Here is a 24,278-nt window from a genome sequence, read left to right on the forward strand (position 1 = left end):
GGTCTTGGTGCTCACTTAAACTGAGTGCCTCCGAATCTTCTCAGTCCGAATGGAGTATTGTCTTTTTGGTTCTCTTTTGCGAGATAGCTGGCCCATCTAAAGCATTGGTTAAAGGTGCTCTGAAATGTTTTTTCCTGTTCAATTCGTGTTTGATGATCCGCTTTGGGGGAAGGGCGTCTTATCAAGGTTCCGGGCTGACCAGAGATGTCGTTGATACAATAGTGAACCAGTCCTCGTGCGCCAGGGATTTTCAAGACTTTGTTCCAAGTTATTGATATTTTATCCAAAAAAGATTTGGCATTACGAACTTTATTCCCATCTACTAGCGCAATGCAGTGATAGTGCTGATGTTTTGTGGTGGATTGCTCTCTTACCCAAGTGAGCTGTAAACCATAATTTTTGTAGTTGCTTTGCTCTTTTAGTCTTTTGGTCAGGTTGCTTACTTCATAGTTTCTTCCATTAGTTCTATATCCTTCAGGGAATCTTAAATCGAATCTGATAAATATTACTTTACTGTATCTACTAATAGAGTAGTTAAGCATATTATTTAGTCTTTCTAGGATAATTTCATAACAAGAGTATTCTCCAAAATTTCCGTTGTTGATTTGTAATTCTTTAAATTTATTATTGTTTGTTTTCTTGTATGACATTGTCATTTTCTCCTTTTTAGTTTTTCATTATAGGATTAATGACAAGTTTAGAAATATATTGAATAATTTTTATTGGTATTATGTATTCAAGTGTTAGGTCTTAAGGGGTAGGTTTTTATTAAATTGTATTTTGTTAATTGTGCTAATTTATTATATAACATTATGAAAGATATTACCGATACCTGATTTGCATTTCATTGTTTTGCCTGTCTTTTTTAATGCGATAATTCTGATCTTACCATGGATTAAATTTCCGAAAGTAATTTTTTACTAGTTCCATGTGCTGCTTGTATCGTAGTGCGTGTAAAAAAATATATGCCTCCCCAATGTTATGAGAAATAACATCTGACCCTGGAGGATTCGTCATGGATGAATTACTTGAACAGCTGAAAAAGGAGATTCCCGCTATGTTTGCGGCGACTGAAGTCGACAAGCTAACTGGCAATGCAATTAGGTGGAGGACAGTTCAGAATATGCGATGTAAAAAGAAGTTGGCAATTCCGCCTGAGTGTTTTTTGTTTTCAGGGAAGCGTAAGGTTCTGATCGTAAGAGATATTTTCTTCGAATGGTGGTTTGCTAATATGATCTCAGCAGATGTAGCTGAATGTTGATTTTTATTTAAGTGCCGAGGACCGTATTTACATAGGTTCGGTCAAAAATATTTTCGCAGGTTTTCCTCGTATGGGACATGTCCATACGAGGCTTTTTTTTGTCAAATAAACTAGGAGGGCGTATGTATATTGCCATGAAACACGGAAAATTCTTTGTGGGTAGGAAAAATATAGGGAGTGTAATTGAAGGGTATATAGAGTCGGCTACCCCAATCTCTATCAAATGGAATGGGCCGGGTAGGCATCCTGAAAAAAAGGATTGTCCCAACATGGCCGCAATTCCCTTTGGTTGGTCTTATGGATACGATGTCGAGTTTAAATATAAAAATCGGACTTATTCGATGACCATCCATCATCGGACTACGATCAAGGCATTTATGATTTATTTAGATCAGTTGAGAAAAGCCAGATGTAGGGCTCCAGAAGTTTTGACAAGGATAAGCTTTGTCAATGAGGCGGGGAGGGCTTTGCGTCCTGTATTTGAGGTGGTTGAAGGCTAAGGCCTTGGAGGAGTTGTCAGATCAAGTCGGAACTCTTACATTTTATATATAGAGTTTCGACTTGATCTGATGCTTTTATCTTGAAGTAGATGAGCTGCTCATCGGTTTACTTTCTAGTTTTAGTTAGCCCCAATGCTTTCCTTCTTCTTTTAACTGTTGCTAGTGAAAGTTGAAGCTCTGTTGCGATATCTGCTTCCTTCCATCCCTTACCCGATAGCTCTATTATTACTTTGTTCTGTTCATCTTTGTTTTTTTGAGCACGCAAAACCTGCCAGCGACTATTCTTTTTGTTTGGCTCAAGTTCAATTTTAAATGGCTTGGCTTCTTTTCCATATATGTTTCTGCCCTTCTCGATAGTCACTTCAAGTGATATTTTGGTTGGATGTTCACGTGCTTTGTTTAGTCTGATTACTGAATCAGCAGTAACTGTTTTACCGGATCCTCCTCTTTGGGAACCATCTTTACCTGTGTGATGGACAATAAGAACAGCGATCGATCTTTTGGCTAGTTTTTTAAGCCACTTGTGTATTTCGTTCCAAGATTTATTCGAGTCTGTAAAGTTGGTGAGTGTTGATAAGTTGTCTAGAATTAGTAGGCTAACTTTTGCTTTGCTTTGCTCTGCTGAATTTGCGTCGTCAATGAGTTCTTCAATTTCTTTTTGGTCGGAATCTTGCGATATATCAAGTCCTGCAACGTGTTCCCAGTTCAGCATCTTTTTATTTATGTCGTTATTTAGATCAATTGGGTAACATGAGATTAGTTTTGCCATGCGATCATTAAAATTTGTCGATCCTAGCTCGCTGTCGATGTATAGCACTTTGTGTGGTTTGCTCGCTCTCCAGGTGTGAAAAGCCTTAACTCCAAAGGAAGTTGCTATTGCGATGCTCATCGCAACCCAAGTTTTTCCTATTCCAGAATCAGCGTATAAAATGCATAAATTGCCAGGAAAAATTGAGGGGTGGATAATGGGTGATGTGTATTCTGTTTTATTTAGTTGAGTTAAATTTTTAATTTTCATTTTTTTAGTGTGAAGAGAGACGCATTCTTTTATTTTATCTGATGGGGAAATTAGGAGTTTTAAAGAAGCTAACCGGATGAAGGATTTAAAGTGTATTTTGTATTTAAAATTTCTTTCTAGCTGGGGTAAGTCGAATAAGTGTGCGTAGTTGTGGCAAATGATTACTTTTAAATCATGGATTTGTTGGGAAATATAGTAGACCATGTTGATTTGAGGCTGAGCCTCATCAAATGTTTTCCATTCAGCCCAAAAAGAGACATCTCGTTTATTTAAAGCTGAAAAATCAATAGTGTTGATCCTCTTTTCGTCCCCATACCATGAGCTCCATATATAGCCACTGTAGCTGTCTTCAAAATATGTTACTTCATGCGTATCTCGAATATGTTTGCGAGAATGGTTTTGTGATGTGTTTTTTAAAAGTGTTCTTTGGGGCTTAAATGGCGGTGTATATATAGGCGGAAAATCGTTTAAAGACGCTGTTGGCGCATCTAGGAAGTTGTCAAAAGTGAACGACGTGTAGGCTTTTATCGAGTTAAAGTTGTTGTTATGGTTAAATATGTCTTCTTGTATATATCCTATTGTTTTAGATTTAGTCTGTTTGTCTTTTGCTGTATCTGAATGCATGTCATTTGCTTGAAGAAGATTGGGATTTAGTATGATCTCTTTTACTTTGGTAGAATCAATTTGATCTTGTCTGAATAATGGCGCAGGAGATGGGAAATGGATATGTGCCATGTGTATAGTCGGAATTTTCCCTGTTTTCCAAAAAGTTATTGGTAATAGACAGAATTTATTTGTTTTTGATTTAAATGCTTGAGCATATCCAAAGAACTTTTTGTTTTTATAAAATGGAATTGATAATATTTCGTCATTGTCTATTTTGGGAGCGAATAGAAATTTTTGTTGAGTTAGAATCTCTTTATTTTCTTCAAATGAATTTAAATTGTGATACTTAAAGTATTCATTGAGCTTTTTTGTTGTTGTGTTTCTGCTCTCTTGGTTCTCCTCAGCTATGATATCTATAAAATCTTTGTCTATCTGTTGTTTGTTTTTGTATATGCTTGCTTTTTTATAATATTTAGTATTGCTAGAACGGACGTCTTTGTGTGGATTTAAAAAGACTGAGTACTCTCTAAAATAAAAATAGTCGCCATCAGTGAAGCTTCCTGGGAAGAGTACGTTTGCTGTTTCGTTCTCAAGTGAGGCGAGTATTTTTAGGTTCAAAAATGCTTCAAGGGTAATTTTATTTTCGTTTTCTGTGTCTCTTGTCCATGGCTTTGTATGAAATGGTATTATGAGTGCTTTATTTAACATGTTGCTCTTATCTACTTGTTATCATTGGTTATTTTTTTATTAAATTAGTCTATATGTAGTGTCTAAATTTAAATTTTAATATCAGAATGTATTTTGAGAGTATCAAATAAGTATCATTTTTAGCAAAAAATGTCATCAAAGAGTCTTTGATGACGTTTGTTGTCGTTGAGGCTGAATCTTGGTAGTTGAGATGTGGTGAGAAGTCTTTTTGCAATTAACTGCAAAGATTGTTGAAATTTGTTAGGACGGTGTAAGCTTAACTTAATATTAGACGCAATGAATGTTTGAGTCCGTTTTCTTTGGGTTTATATCTGAAAAACAATGGGATAAGTTGTCTTTTGTTATTCAGGCTGCTCAGGACGGATGAAGCTTAAATTTGGAAAATTATGAATACACAAAACCTCGACACCCTCAAATCCCGCCTAGACGCACACAGGCCGCTTCCGCCCGAAGTGGTCAAGAACCTGCGCGAAGACCTCGCCCTGCGCTGGACCTACAACTCCAATGCCATTGAAGGGAATACGCTTACTCTGCAGGAAACCAAGGTCGTGCTTGAAGGCGTGACCGTTGGCGGCAAGTCCATTGCTGAGCACCTTGAGGCGACCAACCATGCTCACGCTATCAACCTTGTCTACGCTTTGGTGGAGCAGGGTGGGCCTTTGGATGTGCGCACTATTAAAGAGATTCATAGCCTGATTCTGAAGGGTATTGATGACCGGAACGCCGGGGTGTTCCGTACTGTGAACGTTACCATTTCCGGTGCTGAGCATGTGCCGCCGGATTTTCTGAATTTGCAGGATGAGATAGACCGGTTCATGGCTTGGTACAACGGTGACGGAGCTGAACTGCACGTTGTTGAGCGTGCTGCCCGTGTCCATGTGGATTTTGTGAAGATCCATCCCTTTGCTGATGGTAATGGCCGAACTTCCCGGTTGCTGATGAACCTTGAGCTCATGAAAGGTGGATTCCCGCCGGTTGTATTTCAGAATTCTGAGCGGCTGTCCTATTATGAAGCTTTAGAAACTGCCTGCGTGAAGCTCGACTACAGCCCGTTCTTGGATATGACCGAAAGGCTCGTTCTGGACAGCTTCAAGCCGTACTGGTTCGCACTGGGCTTGGATGAGGAAGGACGCAGTCGTTAGTTTTAGCTTTGCTTGATATTTCAGATGCCGCACTGTCTTCGGACAATGCGGCATTTTGTTTTTAGGTGTCGGTGACGCCGATACGGGCAATGGCTTCGTCGGCGATGCTTTGGCTGGACTTAGCGTATCTGGAGACCATGGTCAGGTCTCGATGGCCCAGCAGGTCTCGGAGTACGGTTAGGGGAGTGCCGGCATCGGCCAGTCTGGTAGCGAAGCTGTGGCGCAGACTGTGGAAGTCCAGCTTCATGCGTCTATCATCGATCCCTTTGTTGAAGCCCAGCTCTTTTACTGCGCGTGGGAAGGTCGCACTTATCTTGTTGACCGTGCTGTCGTTCCTATTGGGCCAGACGAGCGCATCAGGAGTAGGGGAACCCAGACGTTTCTTTTGTTCTTCGAGTTCTACTTTGAGCTTTGGGTGGATAGGAATCAAAATCTTACGATCTAAGCCGCCTTTACCTTCAAGGCAGTTGATATGGCCGCTGATGAGGTCTATGTGCATCCACCTCAGGTTTGCAGCCTCAGCGAACCTTAACCCGGCGTAGAGGCTGGTCATAGCTAGGCCATAAGTAATGAAAGATTTCTCCTTGAGCATATCCATGAGTAACTTCTCATCGCGTCCAGGCTTGCCTTCTTTGGAATCAAGTGTGTCGATGGTGCGGATCTTTTCGTTATGTGTACCCAGGTTTTTAAGTTTTACCCCGGAGACCGGATTCAGCCCTTCCCATTCAAATGGTTTACCATCGATACCCAGACTTCCTTCCTGAGCACGGTTATAGACCTGTCTGATAACGACAATGCAGTGCTTCACTGTAGCAGGGGCGAGCTTCTTAAGCAGCTTCGCTTTGATCTCTTCAAGTTGGAAAGTGGATATGTCCTTGAAACGTTTGTCGTGGAGATGCTTTTCAAGGTGGACACGGTAACGGTATTCGTCGTTCCCCCAGTGCTTTTTGTTGGTCTTTGCCCACTCCATGTATGCATCGAAGACCGTACCGAAGGTTATAGCTTCAAGACGCTCCTGAGCTGCTTTTTCCTGATCGGCCTTTTGGGTTGCCTCATTGGTTTCCTTTTCAGCAGCGAGTTCATCTTTTCTGGAGTATGGGCCTTCACCGGTTTTGAGGTTGTGAAGGTACTCAGCTCTTTTTAAGTAAGCTGTCTCTTCTGACCATCCTTCTGTCTCCCAGCCCAGCACGCTTTCGTATCGCTTTCCGCCATGAGCGTACCTGACAGAGAAGCAGCGGTCATATTTAATACCATGTTTGCGGGTGTCGTGCTTGTACCAGCGGACCCCTTTAAACTTGGTCGAAGTTTCTAGTTTTGGTCTAGCCATTGGTGCCCCCTTCAGAATCCAAAACCACCACTTTCCCACCACTTTTGTGATGATTATCAGTGAAAACCTGTGATCTTGTGTTAGCTAATGATGAGTGCTAAGATGAATAAAGTCAATGAATAAAAGGTGTTTAGTGTACTTCTGTGAGGAGTTGTGAAAATGGTGCTCTAGATTTCCTAATCCTGGTGCCGCAGGTTCGATTCCTGCCGGGGTCACCATCTAGTACAAAAGTGGTACAATATTAAAGGGTTAACTCGTTTTCAGAGTTAACCCTTTTCTGCGTTTATTTGCGGTTTTTTTGGTGTGCTGCCAACCTTTGATGTCAACCGGAGAGGGTGAGTGATGTTGTGATTGTTGGTATAATTAATATCTATCATAGCTGGTAATTCGGTTGACTGAAAAAGTGGATGCGTAGGGTGAAAGAGGTAAAGAAAACCCTCGCATAAACACATTTAGTCAGCAATATCTAAAAATCTGATACGACCATGTGCAAGTGGTGTCATTTATCGTTTGCGCTGAAGCCTAAAGAATATTTGTTAAATGTTAATCTTTCTGTTATCTGCATGATTAAAGTTTGATTTTAGCTGTCAAAGTCTATTTTTTTTAAATGGTTATCTATTTTTAGTCTTTTGGGGAGGCATTAATGGAATTGGAACTATCTGAAGTCTTGGCCATAATTTTTGGTTTTATTGCTACGGTAGGGGTATTTTATACTGTACGCTCTTTTTATCGCAAAAAAGAATCAAATAAGCAGACAGCTATTGGCAAAAATATTTATCAAGCTAACAGAGACATCAAGATAGAGAGATCAAACAATGACTAATGGCGGTAAGCAGACAGCTATTGGTTCACATATTATTCAGGCAAAAGGTAACATCTATCAGGACTGTACATTTACTGGTGATTCCAAGTCTGGATTATTAGAGCTAATACGAAAATATCAAGATAGAATAGCTAATGAACCTGCCGCAGGGAAGTTTATTGAAGATCTTTCTGATTTCATTAAACCAAGAGAAAGACGTCAGATTATAGGACTAGAACAAAAGTTAATCGATGGAGGGCGGGAGGATGAAATTGATGACGCGGAGTATTTTAAACTCAAATTTTCTAAAAAATTAGTCGAAGACGAGTTGTCTGAGAGTGTTCAAGAAATATATGCGCATATTCTTGCTTATATCAATACCGTTTTTTCATTGAAGATAAAGCCTAGAATTATAGCTGGCCATGATAGATATTTAATTGATGACGCAGTAATGGAAGAGATTGTTGATCCTATTTATCGAGAAGTTATTCATGCAGATATTGGTATTACAGCTGAACATGTTCGAGGTATGCTGTATTATCTTACAGGTAAATGCCATATTAAGTGGGCGTTTTAATGCTTATTTATAATCCTACATTTGACGCAAAACATTGTGCTTATCGTTTTTTGTCTACTTTATATTTGTCAAACGATGAATCATTTGCTTGGGATTTGTTTAAGTTGATAGATTTATATCGACTTTACCCTAAGTTGCTGTTGGGAATGAAACCTTTTCCTAGAGAGCTTAACAGTCTCAAAAAGAAAGTCAGTAAACTGCCAGATCATTATACAATTCCTCAGACTCCTCGTAAGACTCTTTTTCAATTGCAGCCAATTCATAATCTTGTTGCTAACTGGCTTATAGCAAAGGGCTTTTTAGTAAAAGATAGGTTTGAAAATGGATCGGTTACTAGAACTGATTTTCCAATTCCTACAGATTTAGTCGTTACATTTGAGCATGATGAATCTTTAAAGGCGGATTGGGTGATGAGTTTAGTTGTCGATCTTCCAAAATCAGTATTCGGCGGAGATACCGGTATTAAAAAACGGACAGGATATATGGAGTATAGATATGATCCACGTTAACTCAATACTTCTTCTTAAGCGCTTAATTGTTATGAGAGGCGGGTGCAAAGTCTATGATGAAGAATTTCATCGAGGTATAAATATTATCCGTGGTCATAATTCTCCGGGAAAATCTACTGTAATGTCTTTTATCTTTTATGGACTTGGTGGCGAGAGCATCAAGTGGACATCAGAACAATTGATGTGCGACAAAATTTTCTTAGATGTTATCGTAAATGGTAATGAATTTTGTCTTTCCAGAGAAATAACTGAAAGCGCAACTGCTGATGTATATGTCTGTGATGATTTTTATGATGAGGCGTATAAATCCGAGAATTGGTATAGGTTTTCTCGAACAAGAAGTGCCGAAAGAGAAAGTTTTTCTGAGTGGTTTTTTAATGCATTACAGTTGCCGCAGCATAAGACAGATTCTGCAGCTAATTTGACTATGCATCAGATACTGAGGTTGATGTTTTTTGACCAATCGACAGCTGCTGGTAGGATTCTAAGAGAGGAATCTTCATTCGATTCTCGTGAAATGAGGAGATCTATTGGTGACTATTTGCTGGGGCTTGATAATTTGGAAGGAAGGCAAATTCGTCAGCAACTAATCGATCTTAGTAAACGATTAGGCTCATTGAATGGTCAAGTTAAAGCTATTCATCGTTTTTTTGGCAAAGAGGTGCAGGACATTAAACAAGATGTAATTAATGCTAACATCGAAGCTCACAGGGCTGAGATTGCGATTAAAACAAATACTCTAAAGGCGATTGAAGATGAGACCTATGAGGATGTTGATGAAGTCCAAAAACAGCTTATTAAAAATTTAAAAAGACAAATAGCTGAGTTGGATAATCTCCTCAATGAGAAGGAAGGGCGCAGTCAATGGTTAAATTCAGAAATTACTGACAATGAGATTTTTTTGTATACTTTGAAAGAGCGACTGAATGATTTAAACCATTCTGAAAGAACAAATACTATTTTAGATGGTGTCTCGTTCAAATTTTGTCCATTGTGTTTGTCTGAAATTAAAGCTGATGATGGCAATGGGGATTGTTGTCCTCTGTGTAAGCGTTCCCACTCCGACTCGCAGGACAATTCATACGTGCAATTTAGTACTGAGTTGAAATTTCAAATTAAAGAGACTCGGTCTGTTATTGAGTTGCAAAAGGAAGAGCTTGAAAGGCATAATGCTGAAATTCCACATTTGAAGAGTAAGTTTTATACTGCTCAAAAACAATTGCATGAGCAAGTCAGTTCTGTGTCTCCTGCTCAAGCAGCTGTTGAGACAATATCAAAACAAATTGGCTATATCGAGGCTATAATTGAAAAAGAAGAAAAGAATCTTGTGCATGCAGCTAAACTTGAAGGACTGTATGAAAGCAAGAAGGGTATAAATGAAGAAATTGAGTCTTTAAATGAACGTTTAGATGAACTTGACGCTTCAAACAGGGAAAGGGACATTTCCGTTCGAAGGATGCTTGAGTCAAAAGTTATAGATCTTGTGAAACAAGATAGTGGAGATGAAAAGAGTTTCGATAATCCTCAAACTTTTACGTTTGATTTTAGAGCTGATAGCTTTATGCTTGATGATAAACCCAAAATATCAGATAGTTCTATGGTTATTTTGAAAAACTCGTTCGGGCTTGCTCTTTTTCTTGAGTCAATTTCTGATCAACAAATTCGAATTCCTAGGTTTATGCTTTTTGATAATATTGAGGATAAAGGAATGAGAGAAGAGCGAAGTGCCAACTTTCAGCGTTTGATTGTGAAAGAGTGTGCAGATATTGATGAGGATATGCAGCTGATAATGACTACATCGATGATCGCAGAAGAGTTGGACGGCTCAGATTATTGTGTTGGGCCATATTACGATAGAAATCATCCCACGTTGGATTTTTCAAAATGTAAACTTTAGCTTGTTTTATATCGTATTCGAGATTGACTTAGGAGCCGGATTTTCCGGCTCTTTTTATTTGGTCAACCGAAGAATCCTCAGATCCAGAATACACCACCACCTGATCCCCAGAATCACCCAAAAAATCAAAAGATAATCAACCCACCCCAGTGACCAAATCAAACCAATCAGGATAACCTTCAATTTTCATGATTATTTAACAATATGAAATTGAAGGAGATTTACTGATGCATGGACTTGACGATTCACTGTTCAACGTAATCTTTTCCTATACCAGAAAGCAGGCAATCGCAGACGGAACTCTAATTGATGTGACCGAACAGGCCAAGGAGACCGGATTCAAGGTTCCAGTGGCTGTTTCACTGAACTTGTATGAACGGTACATAACTCCACCGAAAGGACTTGAAGGCGAAGGGCAGAGCGTTACTGGAAGACTTCACGATTATTTTTTGCTAAAACCAATTAGTCAGAATGTTGGATATCAAACTATAAAGGAGCTGGTACGTGTACAAATATATCAAGGATTTTTTTCAGTCCTTCTTTGATGAAGAGAACTCGGGACAGACCTCTGTTTCGGCAGCAAAAGAGACTGCACAGGAAGAGAAAGCTGTATTCGATAAAGAGTCTTTTGATTTGGAAGATATTAGAGTCTATGCTCTTTCAACCTGCATTCACTGTAGGGATGCTAAGAGATTCCTTGATGAGTGTGGCGTGAAATACAATTGTGTTTATGTAGATGAGCTTACTGGTGATGATCGTAAGACAATTGTGCAGGAAATCAAGGAGCACAATCCTTCCCTGTCGTTTCCAGTTATCATGGTGAAAGGGATTGTTCTTGTTGGTTATAATAAGAAAAAACTCGCCGAAGTCCTTGAAAAGGAATGGAAAGAATAATGGATACTAAAAAACTGCATGAATTTTTGACGAAAACTCAAGAGCCTAAGGGTTACTTTTTAAATTCCGACATGGACGTTACTATGCCGATTCTGGAGTCGCTCCTTACCAATAAGGAGCGTTACGGTTATATGGCATGCCCTTGCCGCCTTGCAAACGGTGAACAAAAAAACGACAAGGACATCATCTGCCCCTGCGCCTATCGAGAGGAAGATGTTAATGAATACGGAGCCTGTTACTGCAACTTTTACGTCAGTAAAGAATACAATGAAGGCAAGATCGAAAAACAGGCCGTCCCGGAACGCCGTCCTCCTGAAAAAATTATATTTTAGTTGGTGAGTTCTGCTCCTATCACTATTTTATTCTTCTGATCTCAAGCCGTATGGCATCGCTGGCCAGTTTTTGGTGGCTGTTTAAGATATGAATTCCGGGAGGGAGTACTCCCGGAATCCATAAGGAAGGTGTTTTGCTACAGTGCCTTGGTGTAGATTTCGGCGATATTCTCGTCAGTGGCTAAACGCGGGTTTGTGAATTTGCAGATATCCTTCTGGGCATTTTCAGTCATAGTCGGGATATCAGCAGCTTTTACTTCTTTGCCGTAACGTTTACCCAGTTCCATCAGGGTAGCCGGAATGCCGACGTCAGCGGAGAGCTTGCGGATGGCCTCAAGTGCAAGCTCTGCTGCATCGCGAGCTGCTATTCCTTCTGTGTTTTCACCCATAAGTTCAGCCATTTCAACAAACTTGTCAATATTTGCTACCAGGTTGAACTCTTCGACATAAGGCAACAGTAACGCATTGCATTCACCATGCGGCAGATTGTAAAAACCGCCCAACTGATGAGCCATAGCGTGTACGTAGCCGAGGCTGGCATTGTTGAACGCCATGCCAGCCAGATACTGAGCAAAACACATTCCCTCCCGAGCCTCAAGATCCTGTCCGTTTGCAACGGCCTTGCGCAAATGTTTGGATACAAGTTGAATGGCTTCCTTGGCACAGGCGTCGGTCATTGGATTGGCGATAGTGGAGACGAAAGCTTCAACGGCATGGGTCAAAGCATCCATACCGGTTGCGGCGGTCAATGCCGGGGGCATACCTGCCATGAGTACCGGATCATCTATCGCGATCCCCGGAGTGATGCGCCAGTCTGCGATCGCCATTTTAACATGTCGGGAAGTGTCGGTGATTACTGCAAAACGAGTCATTTCAGAGGCCGTTCCGGCAGTTGTGTTGACAGCAAGGTATGGCATCAAGGGTTTTGTGGCTTTGTCTACTCCTTCGTAATCATGGATTTTTCCTCCATTGGAGACAATTAGCCCGATTCCCTTGCCGCAGTCATGGGAAGATCCGCCTCCGAGAGTGATAAGGCTGTCACAATTGTTGTCCTTGTAAAGCTTGATACCGTCTTCAATGTTTTTGTCCGTAGGGTTCGGAACGGTCTCATCATAAATTACATAAGGCATGGATTCTGCGTCGAGTAAGTCCGTAACCTGTTTGCAGATTCCGGCAGCCACAACGCCTTTGTCTGTGACAAGCAGGGGTTTGCTGCCGCCAAGCTCTTTGATCTTTTCGGGGATATGTTTGGATGCACCAATCCCGATCAATGTCATGCTTGGAATGAAAAAACCATACACCTGTTCCTGAACTGCCATAACGACCTCCATAAGTTAAATGGTCTTTCTTAAAAGCAGAACTACACAGTCAGTTAAAGCATGAAGAAATTGTGCTTTATAATGACAAGTGTCCGCTTATATATGCGGAGACATAACTCAAGCCTGCATAGTAGCATTACAAATATGAAAGGGTAAAATTGAGTTATGCTGTTACTGCGTTTAACTTGCTGTTTTTCGTATAAAGCAAAGAACAGGCCAATAGTGTTTAATTGTTGGTGTCTTGATTTTTGCATTGTATTTCAAGTGGGTACGGTAAAATAGAAAAAGAAGAGTATTTAGTTCATTGTGTCCAATGTCTGGACATGTCGTGTAAGCATGTTCAGTTGTTGAACATGACCAGCAAGTAGAGGAAGAGCCTTAAATCGTATGGTAATCCCCCCATTCTTAGGGGGCCTGAAAAGTAGAGGCTATGCAGCCATTCTCAGTTTCTGCATCGGAGTGATGCCGCCAATGCCCATATTGGGGCGTTCATTGTTATATGTCCAGAGCCATTTGGTAGCGTAATCCTGCACCTCTTGGATGCTTTCAAACATGTAATGGCTCAACCAGTCGTACCGCACGGTCCGATTGAAGCGTTCAACGTAAGCGTTTTGTTGCGGATTTCCTGGCTGGATATATTCCAGCCGTATCTTTTCTTTTTCTGCCCATAGCAGTAGCCTGTTGCTTATGTATTCAGGGCCGTTGTCGCATCTTATTGCTTCGGGTTTGCCACGCCACTCGATAATCTGGTTCAGTGTTCGAACAACACGATCCGCAGGCAATGACAGATCTACTTCGATGCTCAATCCTTCACGATTAAAGTCGTCGATTACGTTCAACAAACGAAAACTGCGCCCATCTTCAAGTTGGTCATGCATAAAATCCATGGACCAAACTTGATTGGCAGATTCGGGCTGGGATAAAGGTTCCGGTTTTTCACGCACAAGCCGTTTCTTAGGCTTAATGCGCATGTTCAGCTCAAGTTCTCGGTAAATCCGGTAAACGCGCTTATGATTCCAAGAAAAGCCTTGCACGTTGCGCAGATACAGGAAGCACAATCCAAAACCCCAGTTGCGTTGGTTGTGCGTTAACCGGACTAGCCAGTCGGTAACAAGTTCATTTTCAGCGGAGAGCTTCGGTTCGTACCTGTAGCAAGTTTGGCTGATGCTGAAAGCCTCGCACGCCTGACGGATATTGACCTTTTCTTCCTTCACGGCTGCCTTTGCCATCTTGCGCCGACAAGACGGCTTTACCACTTTTTTTCGAGAGCTTCCTTGACGATTTCCGCTTTCAATCGCTCTTCGGCATACATTTTCTTAAGCTGGCGGTTCTCACGTTCCAACTCTTTCATTCGAGCCATCAAGGATGCATCCATGCCGCCGTATTTGGAACGCCATTTGTAAAACGTGGCACTGCTCATTCCGTGTTCACGGCAAAGCTCGGCAACGGGAACTCCATTCTCGGCCTGCTTCAAAATACTCAAAATTTGACTGTCGCTGTAGCGTGACTTTTTCATCTGAATCTCCTCGGTCTTCTTTACGAGAAAATTCTACTTTTCAGAACAATTAATTTTCGGGGGGATTACCGTATGATTCAGAAGCGGTTCAACAAATCAGAGGCTACGGAACGTATCTATCTCGATGCAGTATTTTTTAAGCTTGGCGTATAAGGTAGTGCGGGATATGTTGAGAAGAGAGGATGCCTGTCTCAGATTGCCATGTGTGTCATGTAGAGTTTTTAAAATGAGTTCTTTTTGAACGCTCTTCAAAGATCTCTTTTCGCCATGACTATCCGTAAGTGTTTTCGGTTTTGTTCCTGCAATTATATCACGCGGCAAGTCATCGACCTCAACGCAGTTTTTCTGCGCCACGTTTACAAGTCTTTCGATGCAGTTTTCCAGTTCACGGATGTTGCCCGGCCAATGATAGTCGTTAAGAGCAGTCATGGCTTCTCTGGACAACCACAGGGGAGGTTTGTTCAGAGTTGCTGTAAATTTGTCCAGAAACAGGCGGGTTAGTAATTCAACGTCGCCATTGCGCTGTCGTAATGGAGGAATGTTTATGGTTAATACGTTCAGGCGGTAATACAGATCTTCTCTGAAGCTCTTGTTACGCACAGCTCCGGGCAGATCTTTGTTTGTAGCAGCTATGATGCGTACATTTATTCGTTTGGGCTTTTTGCCTCCGAGACGGGTAACTTCACTTTCCTGAAGCAGCCTCAACAGGCTCACCTGAGCTTCAAGGGGCATCTCGCCAATTTCATCGAGGAAAAGCGTTCCCCCTCCGGCAAGTTCAAATTTACCCGGACATCCTTCTTTGAGTGCTCCTGAGAATGCTCCGGCTTCGTACCCGAACAGTTCACTCTGAACCAGATTGCGAGGCAGGGCGCCGCAATTGACTACGACAAAGGGGCCGTCACGCCGACTGCCAGCATTATGTATAGCTTGAGCAAAAAGTTCCTTGCCTGTCCCGGATTCTCCTACTAGCAACGTGGTGGCTTCGCTTTTGGAGGCCACCCGCGTGAGGCGCAAAGTTTCCTGCAGTGCATTGGAGTTCCCTGCAATATTTTTAAAAGAATATACAGCTTTGGCTCCGGCAACTCTTGATGCGTAATTACGCATGCGTTTTACTTCCCGCAGAGTAAGAATAATGCCGGATTCCCCGAATGCAGCACAGGACAGCAGGCAGCTGAGTCTGCCGTTATGGATGTTAAATGAGACCTCTCGATCCTGAAATGAAATCCGGTCACTTAGTATGGACTGCATCAATTTGTCGTGCTTTATATAAGTTCCGATTTTTTCTCCTACAGGTTGTGAATTCAGGCCGAGCATGCTGCATGCCTTAGGGTTGATGCTGGTGATTATTTCGTCACAACCAAGAACTATAACGCCTTCGTCCAGCTGCTCCAAAATGACTTTCTGGTTGCGTACAAGGCTGCGGAGTCGCAGATGTTCTTCAATTGAGTTGGCGGCAGCTTCCACAAGCCCCAGAGTGTGTTGATGAAAATTGTTAGTGTTAATTGCCAGGTTGATGGCTCCTACGAGCTGACCGTCTGGGTCATGAATGGGGGCGGCTGAACAGCTCAGGTAATGCAGTGAGGAATTATAATGTTCGGAAGCGATAACATGAACTGCTTTCTTTTCTATTATACAAAGACCCATTCCGTTGGTTCCGATAGTGACCTCGTCACAGCGGCGGCCCGGTATCCCATATGGAACTTTTTTGAGATCCTGACTTGTTGCGGAGGCATACAGAACCAATCCTGTCGTGTCTATCAGAGTGACTACGCTTTTTGACAGGTGGATAGAATGCGCAAGTTTATCCATAACCAACTTCGAACATTCCACCAGATTCTGATTTAAGGCAATTGCCTTCTCCAGAGCGGGGGCATCAATAGGGCATAGGGCAAGAGAGCTGCTCGGAAGGTTACGACTGTAACACCGTTCCCAGGAATCCATGATCATGGGGCGGACAGTGTCACGATCCACTGGGAGGCGTGCTTGAAACCGTTTCCATTGCATGCCGATCACAGATATGTGTTCCTTTGATAAAAAAGAGTAACGAGTCATTCTCATTGTTCCCACTATCTCATGCGATCACCGCGTTCTTGTTTTTCATTTCTTTGCGAATTTTTATATGCGTAACCCTGACAATTGTTTTCTTTATATCTTTACCTAATAACGATTGTTCTACAGAGTCAATGTTCTCTTAATTCTTTTTATAAATTTGAGATAGCTATATTTGTAATCATAACGGTGGTGTGGGGCGAGCCATGGAGAGTCTGATCATCCCAAAGTTGCCTAACAAATGAGTTGATCGAACACGTCACAGTCATTTTCGGTCAACCGAAGAAATCGAAAGACTCTAACCAATCCAGCTCAATTCCACCACAAGCATATCCGCCATCTGATCCCCAGAATTACCCCAAAAACACCCCCCTCCTGACCAAATCATACCAATCAGGATAACCCTCAATGAGGGCTTGAAGGCGAAGGGCAGAGTGGGAGTGGTTATTGTTTTGTTCGTAGGTATTGCTTAGTACTACAGTCTAATTCCCATGTTGTCTTAATTGAATCTGTAGGGCAGACATTTTTGCATGAATAGCAATAGATGCACTCAGAAGATAATACCCTTTTGTTCTCTTTGGCATATCTGGTTATCTCTATGTCCATAGGGCAGGCATTTACACATTGGTTGCATTTTATGCACGATTTCATGTCTACTTTGAATTTTGACATGGAAAATGCTGATAGTTTTAAAAGAGGTGTTACAGGACATATGTATTTACAGAATGCCCTGTTATCCTTGGTTAAAATAGCAATGATGATTGCAGTGAGGTAGTATGCTATTGAGCTTACTGCCAGCCAGATGAATGAATCGTACGTTGTTATGGGAGTGCCATTTAAATAGTGGCCCCATGCAACAGCTATAAATGTGCATGTGAAAATTATATATCGAATATTGCCTGTTTTAGAAATTCTTCCCGGTGATTTTTTCCACGGCAACAGATCCAGAACTGCTGCAGTCCAGCATGCCCAGCCGCACCATGCCCTGCCGAAAAAGAAGGGCATGACTATTTTTGCTACAATGTAGTGTAGCGTGGCGCCTGCAAGTATCCCTGAAAACATGTAGCCGAAAAATCCTTCCAGCTGCATGTTTTCGTGTTTGATGAATCCCAGGTAAATCAACATATATGAACCTACCAATATTAAAGAAAGATATCGGCCGATCTGTTTTTTATCTTTTCTAAGTCTGTTATGCAGATATGTAGAAATGAAGATAGTAATTCCAATATATCCAAAGTTGGTAATGTAAAAATAGTTTCCTGTAAGATATGTTTGCAATAGTCCTATGGTAGTAAATATGAGTAATAGTACGAATGGAATTTTGTGTGCTGCTTTTTTCTGCATGGTTTTTTTTATCTGGGATTAAATTGTAAAGCAATTGGGTTGCGTTACTTATTTGTTACATTTGAGTTTGCTTAACACATTCCTTACAGGTGGTTACGGTGTGTTCCTCTTGACCCAACCTCATTTAGCGGTCAAAATGGCGAGTCAATTTACACATAAGGAGACTGGACCGTGAGCCTGCAAGATACCCCGACCCTGAAGAATGCGCTGGCATTGAGTGCCGAGAAATATGCTGATCGACCTGCTGTATGTTTTGTGGGTGAAGAGCCCATGACCTACCGTGAATTCAAAAAACTGGTGGACGACATTTCTCTGTTGCTTCACAGCCGCAGTATTACCAAGGGCGACAAAGTTGCCATCCTGAGCGAGAACATGCCCAACTGGGGGGCTGCCTATCTTGCCATCACCTGTATGGGTGCTGTTGCCATTCCGATTCTTACGGAATTTCACGAAGGTGCTGTGCATCATATTCTGCGTCACTCTGAATCCAAGGCCATCTTCGTTTCCGAGCGTTTGAGGCACAAAGTGGATGAATACGAATCCGATAATCTCCACACCACTATCACCATCAATGATTTTTCGCTTTCTACAGAAGACGGGTTGCGCCAAACTTTCAAGGAAGGCATGGTCCAAGCTCGCAAATCATATGAGCAGGTCAAAGAACAGGTCAAGGAACGAATCAGCAAGGAGCTTGAAAAATATACGGATAAGGGCAAGGAATATGTGCGTCCGTCAACGGAAATCGATGTTGATGATGTTGCTGCTATCCTATACACATCCGGCACTACGGGAAGTTCTAAAGGTGTCATTCTCACGCACCGCAACATTGTGTTCAACGCAATGGCAAGTGCCAATATCATTGACGTGAACACCGAGGACCGTCTTGTTTCGGTCCTGCCTCTGGCCCATACTTTTGAATGTACGCTGGGCATGGTCCTGCCGCTTATCCACGGTGCGTCAATTCATTATCTTCCCAAACCGCCCACGCCCAAAACCCTGCTTCCGGCAATGGCAAAGGTTAAACCGACCCTGTTGCTAATCGTGCCGTTGATTATTGAGAAAATTTTCAAGAACCGCGTCCAACCCAAGCTCAAGGGGTCCGGCATCATGCGTAATGTGATGAAGCTGGGCGCGGCCCGTAAAAAGCTTTATGCGGTTGCCGGTAAAAAACTCATGGAAGCCTTTGGAGGACAGCTTCGCTGCATGCCCATCGGCGGCGCGTTTCTGGCTCCCGAAGTGGAGGACTTTCTGGTTCATGCCGGCCTGCCTTATTCCGTGGGCTACGGCATGACCGAGACCAGTCCTCTCTGTTCCGGAGACCCCGCCAGCTCAACCCGTTTCCGTTCTGCTGGACGCATTCTCAAGGGCATGGAAATCAAGATTGATAAGCCCGATCCACAGACTGGCGAAGGCGAGATTCTGGTCAAGGGACCCAACGTCATGCAGGGGTACTACAAGGCTCCTAAGGTCACGGAAGAAGTGCTTATGGAAGACGGCTTTCTGCGTACCGGAGACCTCGGTTACATTGATGAAGACGGCTATATCTTTCTGCGCGGTCGTCTGAAAAACGTGATTATCGGTCCCAGTGGCGAAAATATTTATCCTGAAGAAGTCGAATCCATTATCGGCGAATGCGATTTCGTGTTGGAATCACTTGTTTACCGTGCTGACGGCAAGCTGGTTGCCCGTGTCCATCTTGACAATGACACCCTCGATGAAAAACTCGGCACAGGCAAAATGATTGAATCTAAAGCCCGCGAAGCAGTGCAGAATCATCTCGATTCCATCAAGAAAACCGTTAACGGCAAGGTTTCCAGCTTTTCGAGGCTTGCCAAGGTGATCGAACAGGTCGAACCGTTTGAAAAAACGCCTACCAAAAAGATTAAACGCTATCTCTACATAGATATGGATGAGAATCAAAAGCGGTAGGAAGTATTATAGGTCTCCCGGCCAATTTTTACATGCAATAGATGATAAATTTAGAGGGTTAACCTTGTTTTCAGGTTAACCCTTTTTTTTTGGTGTTATGGCTGATCATCACAATTATATGTCAACCAACGCGGATAATATAAACCGTAGTGAATTGCGAGAAGACGGAGTGTTATTATCGCCGCTAATCCGTAGAGCCATGCATTGCTTAATGCCGGGAAAAAGCTGTCGAGCAGTGCATATAAGCTTGCACCAAGCAGGGCGGGGGTTGCGTAAAATTCTCTGCCGAGCAGTAAAGGCATTCTGCCTGTCAGGATGTCCCGCAGCATACCTCCGGAAATGCCGGTTATGAGTCCCATCAGTACTGAAACCGTGTAATTGTTACCGAGGCTAAGGGCTTTCTCCATAGCCAGTATAGTAAAAAGAGCCATGCCGAAGGTATCGATGTAGATAAACAATTTGAGGATTCGGGAAACAAGACGGACACTAAAAAATGTGAGAGCCGCAGCGATTACGGCTACCCATAGATAGGTCAGGTCGTTTATCCAAAAGACCGGGCGGGCGTCGAGAATCATGTCTCGTAATGTCCCCCCGCCAAGCGCGGTCACAACCCCAAGTAATATGATGCTGAAAATATCCATATTCCGTTTGCCTGCTGCAATCACCCCAGTTACGGAAAATGCAATAATTCCTAACATTCCCAGATAATATATCATGAAAATTTATCCTTTATCAGTATGATATAGACTGCAATATCGACCAAAATAGCGCAGTATCTGAAATACAAATAAAAAACAAATCCAATGATACTATCAAGCCATAATACCACTTTCAATATAACTAGCCTAACCCACTTGAATTGATGATTCTTACGATGTGGCTTTAATTTGTTTTTATACGGTTAGGGGAATTGGTTTTGACGTTAAAATAATAAATCCCCTGCAAAGTTAGCTTTGCAGGGGATTTATTATTAAATTAAATGATTAGTCGAAGATTTTTTTTGCTTTTTCTGCTGCTTCGCTGGCTGCGTCCGAAACGTCTTCGGCTGCTTTATCCATTTTTTTACCTGCCTTTTCCATTTCGCCTTCCTGGCTGCACCCATAAGCAGGGATCAGCATTGCGAGAAGTCCTGCTACAAGAATCAGTTTTTTCCACATATTCATTTCTCCTTTTTTTGCATGGTGGTTTTCCCTTGGCATTAAAGATCTGCAAGAGTGGTTGCTAAACTTTGCTATAGCTTAGCTAATTGAGAATTTAGATTATTTTTTAAGGCTCCCGCGAGACTCGCAGGTATGACTTAACGGAACGGACTCCTTCAACAGCCTTGGTGTGGGCAATGGATTTTTTGATCTGTTCCTGAGAGCCGACCAGACCAAGCAAAACTACCTTGCATTGCACAACCTTAACTTCAACATTGGTTGACCAGATGTCTCCGTCGCTGATCAATTTTTTCTTTACGCTGGCAAGAATACCCAGATTGTCGGAGGTCTCGCAGGCTGGGTCCACCTTTTTGGGTAGAAAGTAGGTGGTTACATTCTTTACGCCATCAGTGTTTCTAGCGATGGAAACTGCCTTGTTTTTCTGTTTTGTGTTCTCATACTCGCCGACAAGGTAAACATCTCCTGCGAAAGTATACGGCTCAATGCCCAGAACCGAGACATCGTCATCGTCAAGATAAGCACTCATTATTGCTGCGGAGATCGAGGCGTCTGCTGTTTGCTGACTCAGGCTTCTTTCGTCCATGGCAGCTTTGTATATGGTTCCGCAACCGGCAGTCATAATAGCCAAAATAGTGATCAATAATATTCTGCTAATCAATCTGTACATGCTTCCTCCGGTTTGGTTATTTGAATGCATGATACTCTGTCAGGCTTTAGTTTGATTATTAGGAGAGATACAAACTTTTGTTAAACAGTCTTGGACGGGATGGGCTATTTTTTCTTTCCTTTGTTCTTTTTGCGGGCCTCTTTTTCTTTATCGCGTTCATTTTTTTTGCGCTCACGGTCTATCTCTTTTTGTTTTTTGCGATCTTTTTTGGTGCTTTTACGTTCTTCTTTTTTGCGTTTGCGCTCTTCTGCGGCCTGCTTCTTGTTTATTTCCCGTTCCTGACGATCCCGTTCACGTTCCTCTTCCCCTTGATCCTTTTTACGTTCACGTTCGTCCTTGGCTATTTCCCTTTCGCGCTCTCCTTCCTCTTTCCTTCGTTCGCGTTCCTCTTCATTGTTCTTTTTTAGTATTTCTTTTTCGCTTTTATCATTCTTTGCATGAGCAGCAAATCCAATTAAAGGGCAACCCAATGCGATAGAGCACATTGTTAAACCTTTAAGCAGTTGGCGTCGTGAAATTTTTTTTGTCATTTGATTCTCCTTAAATACATAGTTTCCTATTTTAGACTATATGAAGTGTGATAGTTTGCGTCAATTAATTTGGAAATTATTATGATTGATTCTGAGGTAAGGCGTTGTTTCTTTTCCGGTGCATAAGGTCATAAGTCTCTGTTCACGGAACTTGTTTTGCAGTAATATAAATTAAATCCCAAATGCTTATAATGTTATTGGAGAATAATATGATACCCCCGATTCCGAATCTTCATGCTCTTGCAGTACTTATTCTGACGGCTGTTGCGTTGATATTGTTCAGTCAGAAAAAGATTCCGCTTGAGACTTCCAGCCTGCTTGTTCTTTTGACTCTGGCGGTTGGATTTGAACTTTTCCCATATCAATCAGGCGGGGAAACATTTCATTCCGTAGAATTTTTTTACGGCTTCGGTAACGAAGCCTTGATAGCCGTTTGCGCGCTGATGATTGCCGGGCAGGGTGTCCTTCGAACTGGATCGCTGGACCCGATGGGACGTCTTCTGGCACGTTTATGGAAGAAAAGCCCTTCTCTATCATTTTTGCTGACCTTGTTGCTGGGGGCATTTATCAGTGCCTTCATAAATAATGTTCCCGTTGTGGTGCTGCTGCTGCCTGTACTCATCAGTGTATCATTACGAACCGGTTCTCCTGCTTCATCGGTTCTGATGCCAATGGGTTTTTCCACGTTGGTCGGGGGGACTGCTACAACCATCGGGACATCAACAAACCTGCTGGTTGTCACGGTTGCATCAGATATGGGTTTCAAGCGTTTGGAAATGTTCGATTTCGTTTTGCCGGCAGCAATAGTCGGCAGCATCAGTATTTTATATCTTTGGCAGATAGCCCCGCGCTTAATCCCGAAAATTGAAATTACTCTGGCGGACAGGTCCCCTCGAATTTTCACCGCCCATCTGGAAATTACCGAGGATAGCCCTTTGGTTGGCAACCCTCTTTCAATGGCTCTTGAGTTGACCGATAATGCCATGACCGTTTCTTCCATTGAACGTGGCGAAGGGAAGCCTATTTATCTGCATCCGGGAGTTATTCTGCAAACAGGTGATCATCTTGTGATAAACGATACCCCGGACCAGCTTAAAGAATTTGAAAAGGTCTTGCAGGGAACTCTTTTCCCTGTGGGATCAACTGTTCCTATTGATTCTGAGGAAGGACTTGAAGCGTCTGACCAACAAATCGCAGAGATTGTAATTTACCAAGGTTCACCGCTTAAAGGTACGACTTTGAAAAAGTACCATTTTGCAGAACGCACCGGTATGACAACGCTTGCAATTCACCGTTCCGGTAAAAAACTTAAACGCTATCTGGATAAGATAAGCGACATAAAATTGCAGCAAGGAGATATTCTTCTTGTTCAGGGACCGAGAGAAAAAATTACGGAACTTAAGAAGAATACCAAGGTGCTGGTTCTCGATTCAACAATGGATCTTCCTTATTCTCAAAAGGTCCGTCAGGCCATGGGTATCATGCTCGGTATAATCCTGACTGCTGCTTTCGGCATATTGCCGATTGCTATCAGCGCACCGTGCGGAGCACTGCTGATGATCCTGACCGGATGTATCACATGGCGGGATGCTACGCGGGCCTTGAACGCGCAGGTTGTTTTAATAGTGGTGACAAGTCTGGCTCTGGGTAAGGCCATGTTGATTACCGGGGGAGCTGATTTTCTGGGTAAATTGTTTGTAGCCTTGAGCGGTGATGCTCCTGCTGCCGTAATTATCAGTGGGCTCATGTTGCTAATGGCTATCTTCACCAACATCATTTCCAATAATGCGACAGCCGTAATCGGAACACCCATTGCTTTTTCCATTGCTCGGCAATTGAATCTTGATCCTGAACCTTTTGTGCTGGCGGTTCTGTTCGGGGCCAACATGAGTTTTGCGACTCCAATGGCATATAAAACCAACTTATTGGTCATGAACGCCGGTGAGTATTCATTCTCGGATTTTCTAAAAGTAGGGACTCCGCTGGTTGTCATCATGTGGATTACTCTCTCTGTTGTGTTGCCTGTTCTATATCTCTAACAAGACTTGAATTCCTTCAAATTATATAGACAATGCTTGTGTTTATTTGTTCGATAATGGAGCGGTAGAGAATAATATGGATTAAATATTGGGACTTTTGGTGATTTAGATATATATTATCAGTAAGGGCTGAATTTTTTATTTCGGGGGAG

At 42.4% G+C, this 24,278-nt stretch carries 23 protein-coding genes; 12 read left to right on the forward strand and 11 right to left on the reverse strand.

The window, feature by feature from the left end; genetic code table 11:
* Positions 1-11: 11 nt before the first annotated feature.
* Positions 12-650 carry a YagK/YfjJ domain-containing protein gene (locus ACNI29_RS15525; protein ID WP_419779282.1) on the reverse strand — a complete coding sequence of 213 codons (639 nt, stop codon included), beginning with the start codon at positions 648-650 and terminating at the stop codon, positions 12-14.
* 365 nt (positions 651-1,015) lie between these two features.
* On the opposite strand from ACNI29_RS15525, the gene ACNI29_RS15530 reads away from it, so the two are divergent.
* Both ACNI29_RS15530 and ACNI29_RS15535 read left to right on the forward strand, forming a co-directional pair.
* A complete protein-coding gene (locus tag ACNI29_RS15530) occupies positions 1,016-1,261 on the forward strand; it encodes a hypothetical protein (RefSeq protein ID WP_419779283.1) in 246 nt (81 codons plus the stop codon).
* Positions 1,262-1,383: 122 nt separating this feature from the next.
* Entirely contained in the window at positions 1,384-1,761 is a 378-nt protein-coding gene (locus tag ACNI29_RS15535) for a hypothetical protein (protein ID WP_419779284.1), read from the forward strand.
* Between the two features lie 106 nt (positions 1,762-1,867).
* On the opposite strand, the gene ACNI29_RS15540 is transcribed toward ACNI29_RS15535, so the two are convergent.
* Entirely contained in the window at positions 1,868-4,093 is a 2,226-nt protein-coding gene (locus ACNI29_RS15540) for an AAA family ATPase (protein ID WP_419779285.1), read from the reverse strand.
* Positions 4,094-4,479: 386 nt separating this feature from the next.
* Here ACNI29_RS15540 and ACNI29_RS15545 point away from each other — a divergent pair, with 386 nt between their 5' ends.
* Positions 4,480-5,235 (forward strand): Fic family protein, encoded by a 756-nt coding sequence (locus ACNI29_RS15545; RefSeq protein WP_419779286.1) that lies wholly within the window; start codon positions 4,480-4,482, stop codon positions 5,233-5,235.
* 61 nt (positions 5,236-5,296) lie between these two features.
* Here the strand turns inward: ACNI29_RS15545 and ACNI29_RS15550 are convergent, their stop codons facing one another.
* On the reverse strand, positions 5,297-6,562 hold the full coding sequence (locus ACNI29_RS15550) for a tyrosine-type recombinase/integrase (protein WP_419779287.1): 1,266 nt from the start codon (positions 6,560-6,562) through the stop codon (positions 5,297-5,299).
* A 643-nt stretch (positions 6,563-7,205) separates the two neighbouring features.
* Between ACNI29_RS15550 and ACNI29_RS15555 the strand changes: the two genes are divergently transcribed.
* The 7 genes from ACNI29_RS15555 (at position 7,206) to ACNI29_RS15585 (ending at position 11,573) form a co-directional block, all read left to right on the forward strand.
* Positions 7,206-7,385 (forward strand): hypothetical protein, encoded by a 180-nt coding sequence (locus tag ACNI29_RS15555; protein WP_419779288.1) that lies wholly within the window; start codon positions 7,206-7,208, stop codon positions 7,383-7,385.
* Positions 7,378-7,941, forward strand: a complete 564-nt coding sequence (locus ACNI29_RS15560) for an ABC-three component system protein (RefSeq protein ID WP_419779289.1) — start codon at positions 7,378-7,380, stop codon at positions 7,939-7,941. Before ACNI29_RS15555 ends, ACNI29_RS15560 begins: the two co-directional genes overlap by 8 nt.
* On the forward strand, positions 7,941-8,450 hold the full coding sequence (locus tag ACNI29_RS15565) for an ABC-three component system middle component 5 (RefSeq protein WP_419779290.1): 510 nt from the start codon (positions 7,941-7,943) through the stop codon (positions 8,448-8,450). The genes ACNI29_RS15560 and ACNI29_RS15565 overlap by 1 nt, the downstream gene beginning before the upstream one ends.
* On the forward strand, positions 8,437-10,347 hold the full coding sequence (locus ACNI29_RS15570; RefSeq protein WP_419779291.1) for a hypothetical protein: 1,911 nt from the start codon (positions 8,437-8,439) through the stop codon (positions 10,345-10,347). Before ACNI29_RS15565 ends, ACNI29_RS15570 begins: the two co-directional genes overlap by 14 nt.
* Positions 10,348-10,574: 227 nt before the next feature.
* Entirely contained in the window at positions 10,575-10,892 is a 318-nt protein-coding gene (locus ACNI29_RS15575; protein WP_419779292.1) for a DUF6573 family protein, read from the forward strand.
* On the forward strand, positions 10,852-11,241 hold the full coding sequence (locus ACNI29_RS15580; RefSeq protein WP_419779293.1) for a glutaredoxin family protein: 390 nt from the start codon (positions 10,852-10,854) through the stop codon (positions 11,239-11,241). The genes ACNI29_RS15575 and ACNI29_RS15580 overlap by 41 nt, the downstream gene beginning before the upstream one ends.
* Positions 11,241-11,573 carry a ferredoxin-thioredoxin reductase catalytic domain-containing protein gene (locus ACNI29_RS15585; protein WP_419779294.1) on the forward strand — a complete coding sequence of 111 codons (333 nt, stop codon included), beginning with the start codon at positions 11,241-11,243 and terminating at the stop codon, positions 11,571-11,573. The genes ACNI29_RS15580 and ACNI29_RS15585 overlap by 1 nt, the downstream gene beginning before the upstream one ends.
* Before the next feature lie 137 nt (positions 11,574-11,710).
* Here the strand turns inward: ACNI29_RS15585 and ACNI29_RS15590 are convergent, their stop codons facing one another.
* From ACNI29_RS15590 to ACNI29_RS15605, 4 genes are all read right to left on the reverse strand, one after another.
* Entirely contained in the window at positions 11,711-12,892 is a 1,182-nt protein-coding gene (locus ACNI29_RS15590) for an iron-containing alcohol dehydrogenase (RefSeq protein ID WP_419779295.1), read from the reverse strand.
* A 428-nt stretch (positions 12,893-13,320) separates the two neighbouring features.
* A protein-coding gene (locus tag ACNI29_RS15595; RefSeq protein ID WP_419779002.1) for an IS3 family transposase occupies positions 13,321-14,408 on the reverse strand; the annotation gives its coding sequence in 2 pieces (ribosomal slippage) (positions 13,321-14,156 and positions 14,156-14,408; 1,089 coding nt in all).
* Between the two features lie 96 nt (positions 14,409-14,504).
* On the reverse strand, positions 14,505-16,379 hold the full coding sequence (locus tag ACNI29_RS15600; RefSeq protein WP_419779296.1) for a sigma-54-dependent Fis family transcriptional regulator: 1,875 nt from the start codon (positions 16,377-16,379) through the stop codon (positions 14,505-14,507).
* A 522-nt stretch (positions 16,380-16,901) separates the two neighbouring features.
* Positions 16,902-17,801 carry a 4Fe-4S binding protein gene (locus ACNI29_RS15605; protein ID WP_419779297.1) on the reverse strand — a complete coding sequence of 300 codons (900 nt, stop codon included), beginning with the start codon at positions 17,799-17,801 and terminating at the stop codon, positions 16,902-16,904.
* Positions 17,802-17,972: 171 nt separating this feature from the next.
* Between ACNI29_RS15605 and ACNI29_RS15610 the strand changes: the two genes are divergently transcribed.
* Positions 17,973-19,730 carry an AMP-binding protein gene (locus ACNI29_RS15610; protein WP_419779298.1) on the forward strand — a complete coding sequence of 586 codons (1,758 nt, stop codon included), beginning with the start codon at positions 17,973-17,975 and terminating at the stop codon, positions 19,728-19,730.
* A gap of 95 nt (positions 19,731-19,825) precedes the next feature.
* On the opposite strand, the gene ACNI29_RS15615 is transcribed toward ACNI29_RS15610, so the two are convergent.
* The 4 genes from ACNI29_RS15615 to ACNI29_RS15630 all read right to left on the reverse strand — a co-directional run bounded on the left by ACNI29_RS15615 (position 19,826) and on the right by ACNI29_RS15630 (position 22,087).
* On the reverse strand, positions 19,826-20,446 hold the full coding sequence (locus tag ACNI29_RS15615; protein ID WP_419779299.1) for a trimeric intracellular cation channel family protein: 621 nt from the start codon (positions 20,444-20,446) through the stop codon (positions 19,826-19,828).
* A 267-nt stretch (positions 20,447-20,713) separates the two neighbouring features.
* Entirely contained in the window at positions 20,714-20,887 is a 174-nt protein-coding gene (locus tag ACNI29_RS15620; protein WP_419779300.1) for a hypothetical protein, read from the reverse strand.
* Positions 20,888-20,996: 109 nt separating this feature from the next.
* The gene (locus tag ACNI29_RS15625) at positions 20,997-21,557 is read right to left on the reverse strand and encodes a BON domain-containing protein (RefSeq protein WP_419779301.1); all 561 of its coding nucleotides are present in this window, start codon (positions 21,555-21,557) and stop codon (positions 20,997-20,999) included.
* Between the two features lie 104 nt (positions 21,558-21,661).
* Positions 21,662-22,087 (reverse strand): hypothetical protein, encoded by a 426-nt coding sequence (locus tag ACNI29_RS15630; protein ID WP_419779302.1) that lies wholly within the window; start codon positions 22,085-22,087, stop codon positions 21,662-21,664.
* A 209-nt stretch (positions 22,088-22,296) separates the two neighbouring features.
* On the opposite strand from ACNI29_RS15630, the gene ACNI29_RS15635 reads away from it, so the two are divergent.
* Positions 22,297-24,126, forward strand: a complete 1,830-nt coding sequence (locus tag ACNI29_RS15635; RefSeq protein WP_419779303.1) for an SLC13 family permease — start codon at positions 22,297-22,299, stop codon at positions 24,124-24,126.
* Positions 24,127-24,278 lie beyond the last annotated feature (152 nt).

Origin of the sequence: Maridesulfovibrio spiralis (SeqCode) (assembly GCF_048571135.1) — a bacterium.
GTDB lineage: Bacteria > Desulfobacterota > Desulfovibrionia > Desulfovibrionales > Desulfovibrionaceae > Maridesulfovibrio > Maridesulfovibrio spiralis.